The following is an 18,540-nucleotide window of genomic DNA, read 5'->3' on the forward strand; positions in this document are numbered from 1 at the left end:
CGCGTCGGCATCGGCATCCGCGTCGGCATCGGCATCCGCATCGGCTTTCGCTTCCGCATCAGCGTCAGCATCGGCATCGGCATCGGCATCAGCGTCGGCATCCGCATCGGCATCCGCTTCCGCGTCGGCATCCGCATCGGCATCGGCATCCGCGTCGGCGTCGGCATCCGCGTCGGCATCGGCTTTCGCTTCCGCATCAGCGTCAGCATCGGCATCGGCATCGGCATCCGCTTCCGCATCCGCATCCGCGTCGGCATCGGCATCGGCATCGGCATCGGCTTTCGCTTCCGCATCAGCGTCAGCATCGGCATCCGCATCCGCATCCGCATCCGCTTCCGCGTCGGCATCAGCATCGGCATCGGCATCCGCATCCGCGTCGGCATCCGCATCCGCGTCGGCATCCGCATCCGCATCGGCATCCGCTTCCGCATCAGCGTCGGCGTCGGCATCCGCGTCGGCATCCGCATCCGCGTCGGCATCGGCATCCGCATCCGCATCGGCATCCGCATCCGCATCCGCATCCGCGTCGGCATCCGCTTCCGCATCCGCATCCGCGTCGGCATCGGCATCCGCGTCGGCATCCGCATCCGCATCGGCTTTCGCTTCCGCATCAGCGTCAGCATCGGCATCGGCTTTCGCTTCGGCATCCGCGTCAGCATCAGCATCGGCGTCAGCATCGGCTTTCGCGTCAGCGTCAGCATCCGCGTCGGCATCCGCATCCGCATCTGCATCGGCATCAGCATCGGCATCAGCATCGGCATCAGCATCGGCATCCGCGTCAGCATCTGCATCAGCGTCGGCGTCGGCGTCAGCATCGGCTTTCGCTTCCGCATCGGCGTCAGCATCCGCGTCGGCATCCGCATCCGCATCAGCATCAGCGTCGGCATCCGCATCCGCATCAGCATCCGCGTCGGCATCCGCATCAGCGTCGGCATCGGCTTTCGCTTCCGCATCAGCGTCAGCATCGGCGTCAGCATCAGCGTCGGCATCGGCATCGGCTTTCGCTTCCGCATCGGCGTCAGCATCCGCGTCGGCATCCGCATCCGCATCAGCATCTGCATCCGCATCCGCATCCGCATCCGCATCCGCATCCGCGTCGGCATCCGCATCCGCATCCGCATCTGCATCGGCATCAGCATCTGCATCGGCATCGGCATCTGCATCGGCATCTGCATCCGCGTCGGCGTCGGCGTCAGCATCGGCTTTCGCTTCCGCATCGGCATCCGCATCCGCATCGGCTTTCGCTTCCGCATCGGCATCGGCATCCGCGTCGGCATCCGCATCCGCATCAGCATCCGCATCAGCATCCGCATCTGCATCAGCGTCAGCATCGGCATCAGCGTCGGCGTCAGCATCGGCTTTCGCTTCCGCATCGGCATCCGCATCCGCATCGGCTTTCGCTTCCGCATCGGCGTCAGCATCCGCGTCGGCATCCGCATCCGCATCCGCATCAGCATCCGCATCCGCATCCGCATCAGCATCGGCATCGGCTTTCGCTTCCGCATCGGCATCCGCATCGGCTTTCGCTTCCGCATCGGCTTTCGCTTCCGCATCGGCGTCAGCATCCGCGTCGGCATCCGCATCCGCGTCAGCGTCAGCATCGGCTTTCGCTTCCGCATCCGCGTCGGCATCTGCATCCGCATCGGCGTCAGCATCCGCGTCAGCGTCAGCATCGGCTTTCGCTTCCGCATCCGCGTCGGCATCCGCGTCGGCATCCGCATCCGCATCCGCGTCAGCATCCGCATCCGCATCGGCATCGGCGTCAGCATCCGCGTCGGCATCCGCATCCGCGTCGGCATCCGCGTCGGCATCCGCGTCAGCTTTCGCTTCCGCATCCGCGTCGGCATCTGCATCCGCATCGGCGTCAGCATCCGCGTCAGCATCCGCGTCAGCATCCGCGTCAGCATCCGCGTCGGCATCCGCATCAGCATCGGCGTCAGCATCCGCGTCAGCATCCGCGTCGGCATCCGCATCAGCGTCAGCGTCAGCATCGGCTTTCGCTTCCGCATCAGCGTCAGCATCGGCATCGGCGTCAGCATCCGCGTCGGCGTCAGCATCCGCGTCGGCATCCGCATCCGCGTCAGCGTCAGCATCGGCTTTCGCTTCCGCATCAGCGTCGGCATCCGCGTCGGCATCCGCGTCAGCTTTCGCTTCCGCATCCGCGTCAGCATCCGCATCCGCATCGGCATCGGCATCGGCTTTCGCTTCCGCATCGGCTTTCGCTTCCGCATCGGCTTTCGCTTCCGCATCCGCGTCGGCATCCGCGTCGGCATCCGCTTCCGCATCCGCGTCGGCATCCGCATCAGCATCGGCGTCAGCATCCGCGTCGGCATCCGCATCAGCGTCAGCGTCAGCATCGGCTTTCGCTTCCGCATCCGCGTCGGCATCTGCATCCGCATCCGCATCGGCATCGGCTTTCGCTTCCGCATCAGCGTCGGCATCCGCGTCAGCATCGGCATCGGCTTTCGCTTCCGCGTCGGCATTGGCATTGGCATCAGCATCCGCGTCGGCATCCGCTTCCGCATCAGCGTCGGCATCCGCGTCAGCATCCGCGTCAGCATCCGCATCCGCATCGGCATCCGCATCGGCTTTCGCTTCCGCGTCAGCATCCGCATCCGCGTCAGCATCGGCATCGGCATCGGCGTCGGCATCGGCGTCGGCTTTCGCTTCTGCATCCGCGTCAGCATCGGCTTTCGCATTAGCTATCGCATTCACAGTAGGATCCTCACTTGCATCTTCACAGTTGTTTAACGAAACATCCTTATCCAATTCGTTTTTATAATCCTCATTTTTATCCACTATAGTTAGCCTCCTTTCTATTACAGAATCATTATATTAAGCGGCACCTCTGCTAGTTCAGGGCGAAGTCATTAATGTATAGCGGAATTTGTTAAGCTAATATAGAACTAATGATTAAGGTCTTGAGGACTGGGCGTTCTTAGAGGATTATCCTAACTTGTACTGAAAAAGCCCAGTAAAAAGGCAAATAAATAAAGCTCAAGCGAGTATTCTTTGCCAAAAAGGGTTCCCAGCAGTTTGGCATGATGGATACGGCCGGCTATCGTATTTGAAGATATAAGCTGCATTCGGCGAGAAATTATAATCTGGAATAGGGAGATCGGATGTTGCTCATTTATTCAAAAAACAAGAATAATTGGTTGATATACGTCTGCGATTCCCAAACTGAGTTCAACAGTTTAGAGGCCCATTTTAGACATATAAAAAATCCAAAAACCAGTAATATCAAGGGATTTGGCGATTTCGGTCTAGAAAAACGACATTATATCTTAGGCACACGTTTACAGTCATTACCTTTTTAGCTCGAACCCCTCACCAACCTAGATATAATTGACCGGGAATTTAGGATATAAAGTACTCGCAGGCAGATACCCTTACAGAAACGGTATGCCGGCATCTGTACCTGAACGCTGTTTGTTAAGCACTAACGCTGCATGATAAGCGGTGAGGTAAATATCTGCAGACTAAATAAAATATTGTCCCGACAACGGTCACAATGCAGTCCCACCTATTCGTATGTTCAAATATTTGTTGCTCAAATCGATTTTTGATTTATCCGATGTTGATGTCGTAGAACGCTCAAAATACATATGTCTTTTAAATATTCTTTGGACATGCTCATTCAGAAGACCGTTGAGATTGCACTGAAGAAGGAATTAATTACAAGTGAAATGAAAAGGAAATTCCCGCCGAAAACGACGACGAATGAATTAGAAGACGAAATGGATTACTGTCGTAAAGTCATTGAAACGGTTTCGATTCTTCTTTCTTTGGATATAAAACACATATCGCAATGAATAAAGAACGCATTATTACAGCTGCCGTAATTACGACGGGAGAAAAAAGCGATGGGAAACAACTTCAAGCCTTAATTGAAAAAAGTCGTGAAACGGGGATAGAAATCGATATTGTGAGATTGGGGATACGGCTTATTCAGAAAAGGATAATATTCAGTATGCGAACCAAAACGAATTACAACTAATGGCTAAATTAAATCCCAATATTACACAAGGAATTCGAAAAAAAGAGGACGAATTCGAACTCAATAAAGATGCTGGAATGTATGTATGTAAAGCATGTCCATGGAGAGAGGGTTGTTATAAAGTAGGAGCGAAAAGTGAAACCTATTCGGTCACGATTAAATCAAATGAACATACAGTACAAGAGGCATTTCAAAATAGTGAACTCAAACATAGACACGGGTATGATGTAGCTTCATCCGCGGGTCTAATTGGCATGCAAATGCAGGGTGCCATGGCAATATTCACAGTTAATCTCAAACGAATTATGACGCTCCTAAAGTTATAAAATAAATAGAATAAGGCGCCATTTCGTTCAAAAACCGGACAAAATGGCACCTTTTTAATTTAGAGAAGCACTTACAAATTTTAAAAACATAACTTTTTTAGTCCACGATGAATTCAGGTGCCATCTCTTCGATGGGTCATTTCTTTTTTAGGTATTACAATTCGTCTTAACCATAATGCCATCATTTATCTTTGTCATCATCATTGTCAACAGCATCTGCATCGGTTACATCCTCTGCATCCTCTGTATTTGCAGCAGCATTACGATTTTGCCTCTTTAATGAAGCCTCTTCGTCACGTTGTTGTTTCTTAACCAAAGCCTCTTCGTCACGCTGTTGTTTCTTAGCCAAAGCCTCCTCGTCACGTTGTTGTTTCTTAGCCAAAGCCTCTTCGTCACGTTGTTGTTTCTCATCCAGAGTTTGGTCGTTGTTTTGTTCATCACTCATAAGAAGATCACTCCTTTTTTTATTCAATCTGTATCAATATATGTTAAGAAAAAAAATTGAGACCGGGAATGAATAAAATTCAGCTTGAATTTTTCAAGGTTAAGCCAGACCCGTATGGTTACCTACACAGAGTGCGCGGCGATCTGTTATTCGAACTCTCTGAATTAAAACCGTACGTCAGCAAGCCCTAAGTAACAATCCTGTCCATACAGGCCTGTTGATTAACTACAAAATGGTAAAAAAAGAGTCGTCAATCCGGTAAAATGTTTGTACCCCTACAAACGAACCGAAAAGGTGACGACTCCATGAAAAAGTCTAACACGATTTTACCCATCCTTCATTTGCTTCAATCCAACTGTTCTCCGCACTCATCGTCTTTGTGCTGCTCAAATGGCTATTTGATGGGGCATAGCAAGCGTTCCCTCGTCATGCTGACCTTTCTTTTGTTCGATTTACCCGCTTGCTGCTATAGTCATAAATCTTTGTCCATTAGCATGAAAAAAGACGTTAACCCAGCATATTTTGCATGAGTTAGCGCCTTTCCATTCATCGTGCATTTAACCAGCTTTCGACAGCAAGTAAAGGAAATAAGGGGTAACCAGTATAGTGATAATGATACCGGTCGGAATATCAGCACCAAAGCTAATGGTTCGAGTAAGTGTGTCGGCGATCACAATGACCAGTGCACCTACCAATGCCGTCGTCGGCAGCAGCAGCTTATGATTGGGACCTACCAGCCTGCGGCCAGATGGGGGCTGACCATCCCCACAAAAAAGAAATTTCCGCCAAGTGCCACGTGTGGGAATTTACGTACAAGCTCAAAAAGCAAAATTGAACATAAAAATAGACCATCACTCCTTAAGACTTAAGAACAGCGGTCTTCCTGTTTAGAAGGAGCTTTTACTTACTCACGGTAACTCGACAAATACCATTTCGGTATATAGGCTTGAAAGTAATCATACGCCTCCAAAACCTCTTCAGCTTGATGGATCATATTGTCTACTTCTTTTTTTCCAAACGGAATTGCCCAGTGGATAGAGGAGAGTTGGTTGCTTGCAATATACAAAGCCATTAATTTAAAGAATAAATCAGGTACATCGTTATTAGAATAACCGTGAATACGACCTGAAGCAAACAAGGGACTTAAACCTGCGCACCAAGTAATACGATTGAATTCCTCCCAAGGGTCTCCATAATCCACTCTATTAAAATCAATGATACCCAATTCACCAGATCGCGTAATCACCATATTACCCACATGATAATCACCATGCTGAAATGTCTGGGGACGATGATCTAAAAGATGGCGGTTTTGCTCAATAAAGCGAATGGTTTGATCTGCTCCCTTAAAAGGAAGATTGCTTCCCATATAGTTGCTAATATATCTATTGATCTTGGTATTATAATATTCGGCCCATGGCGCTTGATCTTGCTTCGCAGGGATTTCATGCATTTTTCTTAATATTTCTCCTGCCCGAAACCCGAATCGGTACTGGTCTGCAGCATTTAACGCGGGAATGACTTGCTCCGCTTCCTTCCCATTGATCCAGGTAAATAAGGAGTATACAGACTGTTCGTTGTTGCAAATCCCATAATCGAGCGGCCGGGACATTAAAATGTCCTCTATATGATCCAGCTTTTTTACGGCTTCAGACTCACGTTGCTTTCTTTCAAATTGGGTTATGTCCGAAATCTTCAGAAGTAATTCTTTGCCGTCGTTGGTCTGAACATAGTATTTCTTATCTTTAGACCAGCCTTTATGAATCTCTTCCACATTGCTCCACGTCCTGGAGCCCGGAATTTCACTAAAGATTTGATTCACATGACACCTCCCACTGTTTTCCCTGTTACTTCCATAGTTTATCTTTGAGCTGACAAGAAAATCAATGCTTACTAAGATACCGCGTGTCCCATAAAAAAGGCTGAAAAGACATGCTGTCTCATCAACCTTGTTCGCAAGCGAGTTAACCTGATCATACTAACTACTTTGTATAGTCAAATTAATAGCAGTAAGAAAACTCATTTTTAAATGCATCTACCCTTTGAATCGTTTTTAAAATATTGCGTCCTTCGCGGGTGCCATCAATAATACGACGAGCTTACTTGCTATCCCCGATATTAACAACTTCCACTTGATGTTCTTTACCATATTCGAGCAAGCTGTCCATCAGCGGACTGTATGAGCGCATACCCAAGCATACGAATCCAAAATCAAAAGGAATCTCAAATTCCTGTTCTCCATGCTTTACTTTGAAGCGATCGCTGCACACTTCTGTCAAAGCCTTTTCCGTATGGACGTTCACTTCCCGCTCCTCTACCATTTTCATCATGGAAATCCGGGTAATCATATCCAGGTCCTTGCCCAGTAACGGCATCATCTCAATGATCGAAACCTCCTGTGCTCCACGTTCTGCATAATATTCGACGACATCCAGTCCTACAGCTCCTCCACCAACTACAGCAATGCGTTTACCTTCAAATTCCTGGAATTTCTCCATATTGTGCAAAAGATCAAAGATGGAGAACACTTTCGTGCCTGGCTTGCCCAGTTGCTCATGCAGACCTGCAATTGGCGGAAGCAGCGGTTTGGCCCCCGTTGCATTGACAATAATATCAGGCTTCAAAGCAGCAATCATAGCCAGATCAGCCCGGGTCCCTGTGACAATGTTCAGATTGGTTAGCTGTTTGGTCCGCTGAATCAGATAGTCAGGGAAATCATTGATGCGTGTTTTGTCAGGCAAGCGGGCAATATCACGAGCCAAACCGCCCAGCTCTGCTTTTTCTTCGAAGAGGGTTACTTTGCAGCCTACTTCAGCCGCTGTACATGCTGCTTCCATTCCGGCGGTACCACCACCAATAACAACCACCTAAATATTGTTTTTAACTCGTTGTTTCCGGTATTCTGATTCTTTGAATAGATCAGGATTTACCGTACAGCAAATCGGTTTACTTTTGGAAATCCGGTGGTCGGCACAACCGATGTTGCAGGAAATGCATTTTCTAAGCAAATGTTCGTAGCCGTTCTGTACTTTAAGCACCCAATTAGGTTCTGCGATCAGCCCTCTCCCCATCGCCAGAAGATCAGCGTCCCCTCTCTCCAAAATATCCTGGGCAATCTGCGGACTCCGAATATTACCAGAGGTCATCGTGACCTTCCCGAATTTTTCTTTTACCGCTTTGGCCATATACGCGCCAACCATCCGGCAGGTTCATCCCGTCAATCTGGAACTGGATAGAATCATTCAGAGCGGCAGAAACGTTCAGAATATCTACCTCATCATTTAAATACTCCAGTATCTCGAGTGTATCTTCCAGTGTGTTGCCGCCTTCTGTAAACTCCTCCGCACTAAAGCGCAAACATATAGGGAAGAATGGGCCAACCACCAAACGAATTTCATCAATCACTAATCTGGTAAAACGCGCACGGTTTTCTGCACTGCCACCAAATTCATCCGTACGCTTGTTATACATGGGGGACAGGAACTGACTCAGCAGGTAGGAATGGCCTGCATGAATTTCAACGCAGTCAAATCCGGCCCGTTGCGCTCTTCCTGCTGCTTCTCCGTACTTGCGTACAATGGTGTAAATTTCTTCTTTTTCCAAAGGCCATGGAATTGCTCCGCCCTTTTTAGAAGGAATATTAGAAGAAGATACAGGCTGAACTCCGTTCAATCGTCCGGCATAAGCGGAAGCACCTGCATGGTTAATTTGTACTGAAACACACGCTCCATAAGAGTGTAAGGCTTCCGTTAATCTAAACAGTCCGGGAATAAACTGACGTTATCCATACGCAGCTGGGTTGTGCCGTTCGTCCCCATCGGAAAATCCAGACAAACATTTTCTACGGTGATCAGGCCGGTTCCCCCCTTGGCCCGTTGCACGTAATAGTCAATATGATCCTGAACAAAACTTCCGTCCATGGCGGCAAAGTTCGTTCCCATTGGGGGCATTACAATCCGGTTTTTCAACGTCATACGCCGTATGGTCAGAGGTTCAAAGATAGCAGGATAGTGGTTCATTGTTCTTCCTCCTTGCGAGTTTGCAAAATCATCTTCAAGCTTTTGTTAAAGTATTCTCATTTGTGATTTTTTTCACTTTAAAGAATATCGAGATATTTTGAATACGATCATTCCTTATGACTTGATTTTATATCATCCAATTCATAAATTCTAATGCTATTTTATGTACTAAATCATAGTTTCAGTCTATAGATAATTGGAACTAGACACAAAAAAGGAACAAACCAATGAGGAATGTTCCTTTTGTGCAGACAAAGATTATACTTCTATTTCTATTCCACTACAATTTCAATTCACCATCATAGGTAGCAATCATTTTGTACAGTTCTGGACGACGGTCGCGGAAAATCCCCCATTCAATCCGTCCCACTTCCAGCTCATCCAGATCGAATTCGGCAGTAAGCACTTCCTCATCGGTTCGACCAGCTTCTGCTATCTTGTTGCCTTGAGGCCCTGCAATAAAGGAGGAGCCATAAAACGTGATACTGGAGTCCTCATCCGTTTCTGTTCCGATCCGGTTGGAGGCAATAACCGGGATCAGATTAGCAGCAGCATGACCCAGCATGCAGGTTTGCCAGTGATCCTTGGAGTCAATAGCGGAATCCTGCGGCTCCGAGCCAATAGCTGTTGGATAGAACAAAATTTCTGCGCCCATCAGCGCCATAGAGCGGGCTGCTTCAGGGTACCATTGATCCCAGCATACACCGACTCCAATTTTGGCATAACGTGTATTCCATACTTTAAAACCGGTATCGCCCGGATTAAAGTAAAATTTCTCTTCATAACCAGGGCCGTCCGGGATGTGGCTTTTGCGGTATTTACCCAACACTTCACCGTCTGCATCAATGACGGCCAAACTGTTGTAGCGCGCGTAGTTTTTCTTTTCATAAAAACTGATTGGCAGCACGACCTGCAATTCCTTGGCAATCTTTTTGAAATGCTTAACCGCCTTGTTGTGCTCCAGTTCGGTTGCATATGAGTAATAATCCGACTTTTCCTTCTGGCAGAAATACGGTGTCTCAAACAATTCCTGCAGCAAAATAATTTGCGCGCCTTGCGCTGCCGCTTCCCGTACCAGCTTTTCTGCTCTGCTAATATTTTCTTCGATATTGGTCGTGCAGCTCATTTGGGTTGCTGCCACTTTTACTTTTCTCACTTTAGTCCTCCTCTTGGATGTCGTATCGTTTTAACGTTGTGCAGCAGGCATCTGCTGAGTCGTACAATGCACGTTGCCGCCTTCACGGATAACCGCCATGCCGTCTACAGTGCGGATTGTGCGGTCCGGGAATACTTTTGCCAGCACCTGCCGGGCTGCAAGATCGCTCTCAGCGGCAGTACCGCCGAACACCGGCAAAATAATACCACCGTTCACAAAGTAAAAGTTGATATAGCTCAGTGTCAATCGGCTGTCTTCATAGTCTACCCGCGGGGGCTGGCCGATCTGAATCACTTCCAGCTTGCGGCCCTTGGCATCCGTGGCCTGCTCCAGAATACGCAGATTCTCCCGTGTAATTGCATAATTCTCATCCTCAGGATCATCGCATACCTGCATTATGACTTTGCCGGGAGCTGCGAAGCAGGCAATATTGTCCACATGGCCGTCCGTTTCGTCACCACTGAGTCCACGCTTTAGCCAGATGATTTTCTCGGCCCCTGTATACTCACACACGTAGCGTTCAATTTCTTCTCGGCTTAGCTCGGGATTGCGGTTCGGATTCAACAAGCATTCCTCGGTGGTGATAAGTGTACCTTCGCCGTCTACATGCAGTGAGCCGCCTTCCATTACTAGCGGCGCATCAAACCGCGGTACGCCAAGCTTATCCAATATTTGCGGTGCTACCTGGTCATCCAGATCCCATGGAGCGTACTTGCCGCCCCAGGCGTTAAACTTCCAGTTCACACCCGCCAACTGGCCGTGCTCGTTCGTGAGAAAAGTGGGACCGTTGTCGCGCAGCCACGCATCGCTGTGCTTAATTGGCAGCAGTTCTACCCTCTCCCCGAGTTCAAGCGCGCGAACGCTCTCCAGATCCTCTGGATTTACAACCACGGTAACGGGTTCAAATTCTGCCATAGCGCGTACAATTCCGGCGTAGCCCTTGCATACATCGGCATGCATATCCGGGTAAACCATGGAAGACTGTACGGGCCAGGAAATATACGTACGTTCATGCGGCGCCCATTCAGGCGGCATCTTATAATGTGAATCCTTATTTGGCATGTATTAAAACACTCTTTCTTTTTCATAATACGGAGTCTTGAAGACTCCGCTCCTATCATACAATAATATGATCTTTGTCTCAATCAGAGCTGAAAAGTTTCGAGTGTTTTCATTCGAATGGAAGTAAATCACTTCGAAAAAGAAATGGCTTTAACTGTCTTCCCCGCAAAATCCTTCACTGTAAATTGTGTGCCTTCCAGTACAGCATAAGATGGCGGATAGTTTTCTTTCGGCAATGAGATTGAGCCAGGGTTTAGTACAAATACTCCATTCTCCACGTCTGCCACCGGAATATGGGTATGTCCCTGAATGAATACGTTCCCCGCTTCCAGTGGAGGTAAATTCCCGATGCTGAATCCATGTCCGTGTGTAACATAAATCCGCCGTCCTTCATGGTATAACACTGCGTAATCACCCATCATTGGAAACTCAAGCAGCATCTGATCTACTTCTGCGTCACAATTTCCGCGGACAGACACCGCAATATGAGACTTGTACTGATTCAGCAAAGCAGCCACTTCTGCCGGATGATAGCCTTCCGGCAGCTGATTACGCGGCCCGTGATACATATAATCTCCGAGCAGGACCAGTTGGTCAGCCTTCTCCTCCCTGAATTTTTCCAGCGCCAATTGCAGCCAGTGCAGCGATCCGTGGATATCTGATATACACATCAATTTCATGATTGTCCATTCCTTTCTGAAAAATGCTCTATTTAAATATATACTCCTGACCGTATCATATCCCTTCTGGCAATTACGCGTCAGTAACAAAATTATCAGCGAAAAAGCACACAGGTGCCGGTCAGCATTTGGTTTGTATTATGTACTTTTCATACGAAAAAACCTAACGACCGCTCCCAGCATAAAGGGAAGCGGTCGCTGTATAACCGTCGTTTTCGCGGCGGATTAGGAAATTAACGTCGCAGGCTTTCACCGTTCGTGGCAATCACTTCTTTGTACCAGTGGAACGATTTTTTTCGGTATCTTTCAAGAGTACCGCTGCTATCATCGTGACGGTCTACATAAATGTAGCCGTAGCGTTTTTTAAGCTGAGCGGTTGATGCACTAACAAGGTCGATGCAGCCCCAGGATGTATAGCCCATCACCTCTACGCCGTCGGCAATCGCTTCTCCGACTTGAACCAGATGGTCATTCAGGTAGTTGATCCGGTAGTCATCTTCAACGGTTTTTTCACCTTTATCATTAGTAATGAGCTCGTCAACGGCACCCAAGCCATTTTCAACGATAAAAAGTGGTTTTTGGAAACGGTCATAGAATGTATTCAGTACATAGCGCAGACCTTGCGGATCGATTTGCCAGCCCCATTCACTTGCTTCCAGATGTGGATTGCTGACACCGCCGAGGATGTTGCCTTCCCCTTTGACTTTTTTGGATTCATCAGCTGTCTCACAAGTACTCATGTAATAGCTGAACGAAATAAAATCAACGGTATGCTTCAGATCTTCAGCATCCCCTGGTTCAAAATGAATCGAGATTCCTTTTTCTTTAAAGAAACGTTTCATGTAACCCGGGTATTGACCCCGTGCATGGATATCAGCAAATGCCATGTTTCTGTGATCAAATTCCATCGCAGCGATCACATCGTCCGGGTTAGGTGTCAGCGGATAAGTAGGCATGCTCAGCACCATACAGCCGATTTTGAAATCAGGATTAATTTGGTGACCGATTTTTACCGCTCTTGCACTCGCAACCAGCTCATGGTGAATGGCTTGATACAAGTCTTGTTCGCTAAGCTGATCTTTAGGGGTGCTAATCCCGCCGCTCATGAATGGAGCTTCGAGAATAGAGTTGATTTCATTAAAAGTCAACCAGTATTTTACTTTTTCTTTGTAACGCTTAAATACAGTCGTAGCATAACGCTCATAAAAATCAACCAGCTTGCGGTTTACCCAGCCGTCGTATTCTCTGGACAGATGTAAAGGTGTCTCATAGTGAGATAATGTAACAAGTGGCTCGATGCCATATTTATGTAGTTCATCGAACAGATCATCATAAAATTGCAGGCCCTTTTCGTTAGGCTCCAGTTCGTCGCCTTTAGGAAAAATCCGCGACCAGGCAATGGAAGTCCGGAACACCTTGAAGCCCATTTCTGCAAAAAGTTTAATATCTTCTTTATAATGGTGGTAAAAATCAATACCGATCAATTTCATATTATCTTCTGTTGGCACATCGGTAATAGGCCCCCAGCCACCGCGAGGGGTTACATCCTGAATGGACCAGCCTTTTCCGTCTTCTTGATAAGCGCCTTCGAGCTGATTCGCAGCAACTGCTCCGCCCCACAGGAAATCTTCTGGAAACTGTACTCATGTTTCTCCACCTTTCCTTTATGCTAATGTATTTTAAAGTACTCTATTTGAATCTTAAGTTTTGTAACGCGTTTCATGTCAAGTATTTTTTTAGCTTCAATACTAACTCTGCTATGAACCATGCTTTCCGGCGATACAGGCTTCTATTTCATCAGAATGACCATCTCCCTGTCTGCCCATCCACCTATTCCCTTAAATCATTGTGCTATACTATTTATATCGAGTCCATTTTCAGTGTGCCATTTCTGAAGTACAATCATGTGAATTACGGGGATTCAAAGGATTGCCACAGTAGGTTTGGAGAAAGGAAGATATGGGATGAGTGCCAGTAAAACAAACGCGATGCGTATATTGGACGGACAACACTTAGACTACAATATTTTAGGTTATGATTATCAAGATGGAAAAATAGACGGTATGAACGTAGCCGAAAAGATTAACAGAGCGCCGGAAATGGTTTTCAAAACTTTGGTTGCACACAGCAAACAAAATTTGTTTGTTTTTGTGATTCCTGTACATAAAGAGCTTGACCTTAAAAAGGCTGCCAGGTCCGCGGGGGAGAAAAAAATCGAAATGCTTCCGGTCAAAGACCTGCAAAAGCATACCGGATATATTCGGGGTGGCTGCTCGCCAGTTGGAATGAAAAAGCTTTATCCCACTTTTATTGATCAGCCCGCATTAGAGCTAGAAACCATCGTGGTCAGCGCCGGGAGAATTGGGACCCAACTGGAGTTAAATCCGCAGGATTTGGCACAAATCACCCAGGCACAGTTTGCAGAGCTGACGCACACAGCATAAAACTCGCCACATGCGCATAACATCATTATGCGCATTTTTTCTTATCCTAGCTTCAATCTGGAGAGGAAGATTAAATCATGCATAATGATTACTTGAAAAATGGCAGAGTTCCACAGCCCATTCGAAGCGATGGCGCCGGGGGCATCGACAAGGGCCCCCGTGATGTAATGAGGGATTTGCAAAATCCCGATATGCTAGTCCCACCCGTAACGGATAATGGACTTATTCCGAACATGCGGTTTTCTTTTTCAGACACCCATATGCAGCTTAATGATGGCGGGTGGTCAAGAGAAATAACAGCAAGGGATTTGCCTATCGCCAAGACCCTTGCCGGAGTAAATATGAGCTTGACGCCCGGAGGCGTACGCGAGCTCCACTGGCATCAGCAAGCGGAATGGTCTTATATGCTGCTGGGAAGTGCACGCATTACCGCTGTCGACCAAAATGGGCATAATTTTATTGCTGATGTCGGCCCGGGCGATCTCTGGTACTTTCCCCCCGGCATTCCGCATTCTATACAAGGTCTTGAGCATGGGTGCGAATTTTTACTAGTTTTTGACGATGGCAACTTCTCGGATTTAAACACGCTATCCATCTCTGATTGGTTCGCACATACGCCCAAGGATGTACTATCTGCAAATTTCGGTGTTCCAGAAGCCGATTTTAGAGCGATTCCCCATGAACAGGTATACATCTATCAAGATTGCGTTCCCGGTCCTCTTCAAAGTCAGGCGGTTCCCTCTCCATATGGTACGGTGCCTCAATCCTTCAAGCATCAATTGCTAGCCCAGCCCCCGCTTAAAACGCCGGGTGGCAGCGTACGAATCGTCGACTCCTCCAATTTTCCGATCTCCAAAACGATCGCGGCTGCTCTTGTCGAGATTGAGCCCGGAGCCATGCGGGAAATGCACTGGCACCCCAATAATGACGAATGGCAATACTATCTGGCCGGGCAAGGACGGATGACTGTTTTTGGTGGTAATGGCGCAGCCCGTACGTTTGATTTCAGAGCCGGGGATGTTGGGTACGTGCCTTTTGCTTACGGTCATTACATTCAAAATACAGGCTCCAGCACACTTTGGTTTCTTGAGATATTTAAAAGTGACCGTTTTGCAGATGTTTCCTTGAACCAGTGGATGGCCCTCACACCAACAGAACTGGTTCAGAGCAATTTACATGTAGGCACCGATGTGACCTCCAAATTGCGCAAGGTAAAATGGCCTGTCGTCAAGTATCCCGGGGTATCTTTTTACCCGAAGGGTAACCCCTGAATATCCTCATTCATTTCTCACAGCTTTCTAATGCGGGTTTAATGATCTCCGGAACGCAGGTTAATCATTGGTACCGATTCGTTATCCATAGCTACTTTTTATAAAAAGATATAGGCCTTCGACTTTAGCCGAGCCTATATCTTTTTTAACATCCCGTTACTTCCACCGAAAATAATCCAGGTAGATAGGACCTTGGACTCTATCACAATATTTTCACATTATATATAGTAAATTATTGAAAATAATAAACAAATGCCTTATAATCACAAAAAACAACCTCTTTTAACAATTATAATCAGTCTGTCCAGTCAAATTTGTGTTTAGGTTTCTATTACTCTCACATTCTTAAATTCATACTATGCTCGCGTTATTATTCTATTATTAGGGAGTGGCTGTAATTATGTTTAAAAATGAGACTTTGACAAGCTCACTACAGGAGCGCAAACAGACCGTAATCAATGATGTAGCCGCATTGGGTTATCCTTACAATGAGTACGATCAGGGGCGAAAGGTCGGTGGTTATGCGGCTATGGCGCAATTTTCAAAAGGTGATATCAGCACTGGACTTGCCTACGTCAACATTCATTTGGAGCGGAACAAAGACATGTTCTGGGGAATTAACGTAATGGAAGCTTATATGAAGTTTAAAAAGTATTATACACCTGAATTAAAGAATAAATTAAAAGCAAAAATGCTCAGTTTTAATATTTTAAATGCCGATGGGACGGCTCTGCTGGGAAATACAGAAAATCAACGGCTCATGTACGCCGCAGTCGGGGTCGTCGGAGCGGAAGAATGGCCAGATTATCCGGTGAATTATGCTACCATCTCTAGAAACTATCTGCTGTCCGAGCTTCCCACAATTACAAAACAGGGGTACTTTGAATACGACTCTCCAACCTATTTTATCCATCATGTAGGACCGCTATTGTTCATTACCGAACACCTGAAAGATGCGACATTGCGGAATATGGCCAAACTGACGTTGGAGTGGTATTTTGCCAGTATCGTAGGAGAGTGGCTGCATGGGTACTGGGTGACCAGTCAGGCCAGAACATATAATGCGCAGCAAGAGCCGGGATATACACTTGATGAAAGTGCAGTACTGCTATGGATGCTGTTTGGAGACAGTCGTAAGCCGATATATCTCGGCAATGAAACCAATCTGAAATTTACTACGATCCCATTTGCGCTTGCGGACTACGAGTTACCAGACATTTTCAAGCGTATAGCAACAGCCCGTTCTACTACTTACACGCATAAGGAACGGATGCCTAGGAACAGTAACAGACCGTATAAGACAAGCTACATCACCCCGGATTATGCCGTATTCAGTCAAAAGGACAATCGGCTTGCACACAACCAGCTTCATCGTTGGGGCATCAAATGGGTAGGGAATACATACAATGACGAACCAAATACGTTCTTCATGAAGCAACATTACAGTGAGGCGATAAACTTGAATCCGTCCACCTCGGAATATTGGATGGGCGGAACGAATATGGAGGAAGTACTTCAGGACGAGGGCGCACTCATTGCAGTATACAATATCACAAATTCAAATACATGGATCGACGGCCCTGTTTCATATAACGGAATTAAAGCAACGATCGAACAGGACCCATTCAGCAGGAACGGCTGGATATTCTTTCACACAGGTAAAATGCTGATGGCTGTCAGAACAGCACAACCTTACGATTGGCCTTATGACACGGAATCGTGGAAATATGGAGGTTATCAACGGGCGTTGCGGAGTGACGGGGCAAAGAATGCAGTAATCGTTGAAACAGCACCTCTCATCGACTATGCAGGAGGTTCTTGCATTAGAGAGCTTAACTGCTTTGCTGAGGCTGTACTGACGAAAACTGTAGTGGATTTTAGCGGTGTTAACAATACGAATCCCCGGGTCTATTACAAAGGATTAACAGGTAAAGAGATGGAAATCGTATACGCCACCTCACGTAAAATTCAGGGTGAAGAAGTTAATTATGCGAATTGGCCTCTGCTGGATGATCCGTGGATGCATCAGAACTATAATGGAAACAAACTCGATTTGGTTCATGGCAGAGAGAGACGGACTTATGATTTCGACAACTGGAAGGTAACATCAAACATTATGTAAGTGTCTGTCTCCAACTAACAAGGGCGTCGCAACCAGACTTTCAGAATCTGTTTGAGGCGCCCATGTTTATTTTATCCAAGGACAATCCAAGGGGTTTACTCCGCCCCAGCTTAACGGATTATTCCAAAACGTAGGAAATAGTCATTTCAACAGGTTTATAAGAAAAGGCTGCCGTACCATCTATCTCCGGTAGAACTTGAAATGTTGTTCCAAAGACCTGTGCTGTCCATTTACCGCGTGCTTCCTGATCTAGAAAACTTGCTCTCTCAGTCATTCCACTGGGCTTCCATGCGATAGTAGCAGATTTGCCGCTAGGAGAGGATACATTCAACTTAGAAAAAACAACCGCCCCCAGCAGATTTTTATTGTTGTTGTTGATAATTCCTCTTCCTGGATCAATCTCAATCGACTTTACCTTGGCATTAAGAGGCAATGATGTAAACCGGAAGCTAACCTGATCGGAAAAACCGCTTTTGCCGGGGGCTAATGCCAACCATAGACTTTGACTTGCTCTCACTGTTCTACTGCTGGAAGCATTGGGAGCGGCACTTAACTGTACATCCACTGTCTGTGTATAGACAGGTTCACCAGTCACATTGGTGGATACCTTAACATTCGGCTCCGCTGCAAGTGCAGTCACGGACATTGTGGCGCTCATGGATACCGCCAGTAACATTGCACCTAAACGTTTTTTAACGGATTGTCAAGCCAAGTGCGACAGCTCCTCTGAAAAGGATTCGTGAGCGGTTTTCCACCCCAAACATTTTCGGGGTCTATGATTAATCAGGTGGAGAGTTTCTCCAAGGCTTCATCCGTAATTTGACCCAAATCCGTTCCTTTAGGAAAGAACTCTCGCAAGAGGCCATTGGCGTTCTCGTTCGAACCCCGTTGCCAGGAGGAATAAGGATCTGCAAAATACACCTGTACTCCATGAGTGGCTTTCAGGCTAGCATAACAGGCAAATTCTTTACCACGGTCAACCGTAGCGGTTTGGAACACCTTTGCAGGATACTGC

10 protein-coding genes and 5 pseudogenes are annotated in these 18,540 nt (G+C 47.2%); 5 read left to right on the forward strand and 10 right to left on the reverse strand.

Annotated features, from left to right (window positions below):
* Window positions 1-2,751: DUF2490 domain-containing protein (locus tag JO375_RS15620; protein ID WP_229525331.1), on the forward strand; the 2,751-nt coding region annotated here is incomplete at its 5' end.
* Between the two features lie 738 nt (window positions 2,752-3,489).
* Window positions 3,490-4,326: pseudogene (locus JO375_RS15625) on the forward strand (transposase); the annotation flags it as partial.
* 181 nt (window positions 4,327-4,507) lie between these two features.
* Here JO375_RS15625 and JO375_RS15630 read toward each other — a convergent pair.
* From JO375_RS15630 to JO375_RS15665, 8 genes and pseudogenes are all read right to left on the reverse strand, one after another.
* Window positions 4,508-4,771, reverse strand: coding sequence for a hypothetical protein (locus JO375_RS15630; protein ID WP_229525332.1), 264 nt, complete (start codon window positions 4,769-4,771; stop codon window positions 4,508-4,510).
* Window positions 4,772-5,328: 557 nt separating this feature from the next.
* A pseudogene (locus JO375_RS24820) lies at window positions 5,329-5,567 on the reverse strand (iron chelate uptake ABC transporter family permease subunit); the annotation flags it as partial.
* A 108-nt stretch (window positions 5,568-5,675) separates the two neighbouring features.
* Entirely contained in the window at window positions 5,676-6,593 is a 918-nt protein-coding gene (locus JO375_RS15640; protein WP_229525334.1) for an aminoglycoside phosphotransferase family protein, read from the reverse strand.
* 178 nt (window positions 6,594-6,771) lie between these two features.
* A pseudogene (locus JO375_RS15645) lies at window positions 6,772-8,790 on the reverse strand (oxidoreductase).
* A gap of 280 nt (window positions 8,791-9,070) precedes the next feature.
* Window positions 9,071-9,946: an N-carbamoylputrescine amidase gene (gene aguB, locus JO375_RS15650; RefSeq protein WP_229525335.1), complete on the reverse strand. Its 876-nt coding sequence runs from the start codon at window positions 9,944-9,946 to the stop codon at window positions 9,071-9,073.
* A 30-nt stretch (window positions 9,947-9,976) separates the two neighbouring features.
* Complete coding sequence (locus JO375_RS15655) at window positions 9,977-11,008, reverse strand: agmatine deiminase family protein (protein ID WP_229525336.1); 1,032 nt, start codon at window positions 11,006-11,008, stop codon at window positions 9,977-9,979.
* A gap of 128 nt (window positions 11,009-11,136) precedes the next feature.
* On the reverse strand, window positions 11,137-11,688 hold the full coding sequence (gene yfcE, locus JO375_RS15660; RefSeq protein ID WP_229525337.1) for a phosphodiesterase: 552 nt from the start codon (window positions 11,686-11,688) through the stop codon (window positions 11,137-11,139).
* A 233-nt stretch (window positions 11,689-11,921) separates the two neighbouring features.
* Window positions 11,922-13,325: pseudogene (locus JO375_RS15665) on the reverse strand (glycoside hydrolase family 1 protein); the annotation flags it as partial.
* A gap of 327 nt (window positions 13,326-13,652) precedes the next feature.
* Here JO375_RS15665 and ybaK point away from each other — a divergent pair.
* The 3 genes from ybaK (at window position 13,653) to JO375_RS15680 (ending at window position 17,525) form a co-directional block, all read left to right on the forward strand.
* Entirely contained in the window at window positions 13,653-14,132 is a 480-nt protein-coding gene (gene ybaK / locus JO375_RS15670; protein WP_229525338.1) for a Cys-tRNA(Pro) deacylase, read from the forward strand.
* A gap of 77 nt (window positions 14,133-14,209) precedes the next feature.
* Window positions 14,210-15,403: an oxalate decarboxylase family bicupin gene (locus JO375_RS15675; protein WP_229525339.1), complete on the forward strand. Its 1,194-nt coding sequence runs from the start codon at window positions 14,210-14,212 to the stop codon at window positions 15,401-15,403.
* 400 nt (window positions 15,404-15,803) lie between these two features.
* The gene (locus JO375_RS15680) at window positions 15,804-17,525 is read left to right on the forward strand and encodes a hypothetical protein (RefSeq protein WP_229525340.1); all 1,722 of its coding nucleotides are present in this window, start codon (window positions 15,804-15,806) and stop codon (window positions 17,523-17,525) included.
* A 118-nt stretch (window positions 17,526-17,643) separates the two neighbouring features.
* On the opposite strand, the gene JO375_RS15685 is transcribed toward JO375_RS15680, so the two are convergent.
* Both JO375_RS15685 and JO375_RS15690 read right to left on the reverse strand, forming a co-directional pair.
* On the reverse strand, window positions 17,644-18,183 hold the full coding sequence (locus tag JO375_RS15685; protein WP_229525341.1) for a hypothetical protein: 540 nt from the start codon (window positions 18,181-18,183) through the stop codon (window positions 17,644-17,646).
* 45 nt (window positions 18,184-18,228) lie between these two features.
* Window positions 18,229-18,540: pseudogene (locus tag JO375_RS15690) on the reverse strand (IS30 family transposase); the annotation flags it as partial.

The sequence above is a fragment of the Paenibacillus farraposensis genome, from assembly GCF_020736845.1.
GTDB lineage: Bacteria > Bacillota > Bacilli > Paenibacillales > Paenibacillaceae > Paenibacillus > Paenibacillus farraposensis.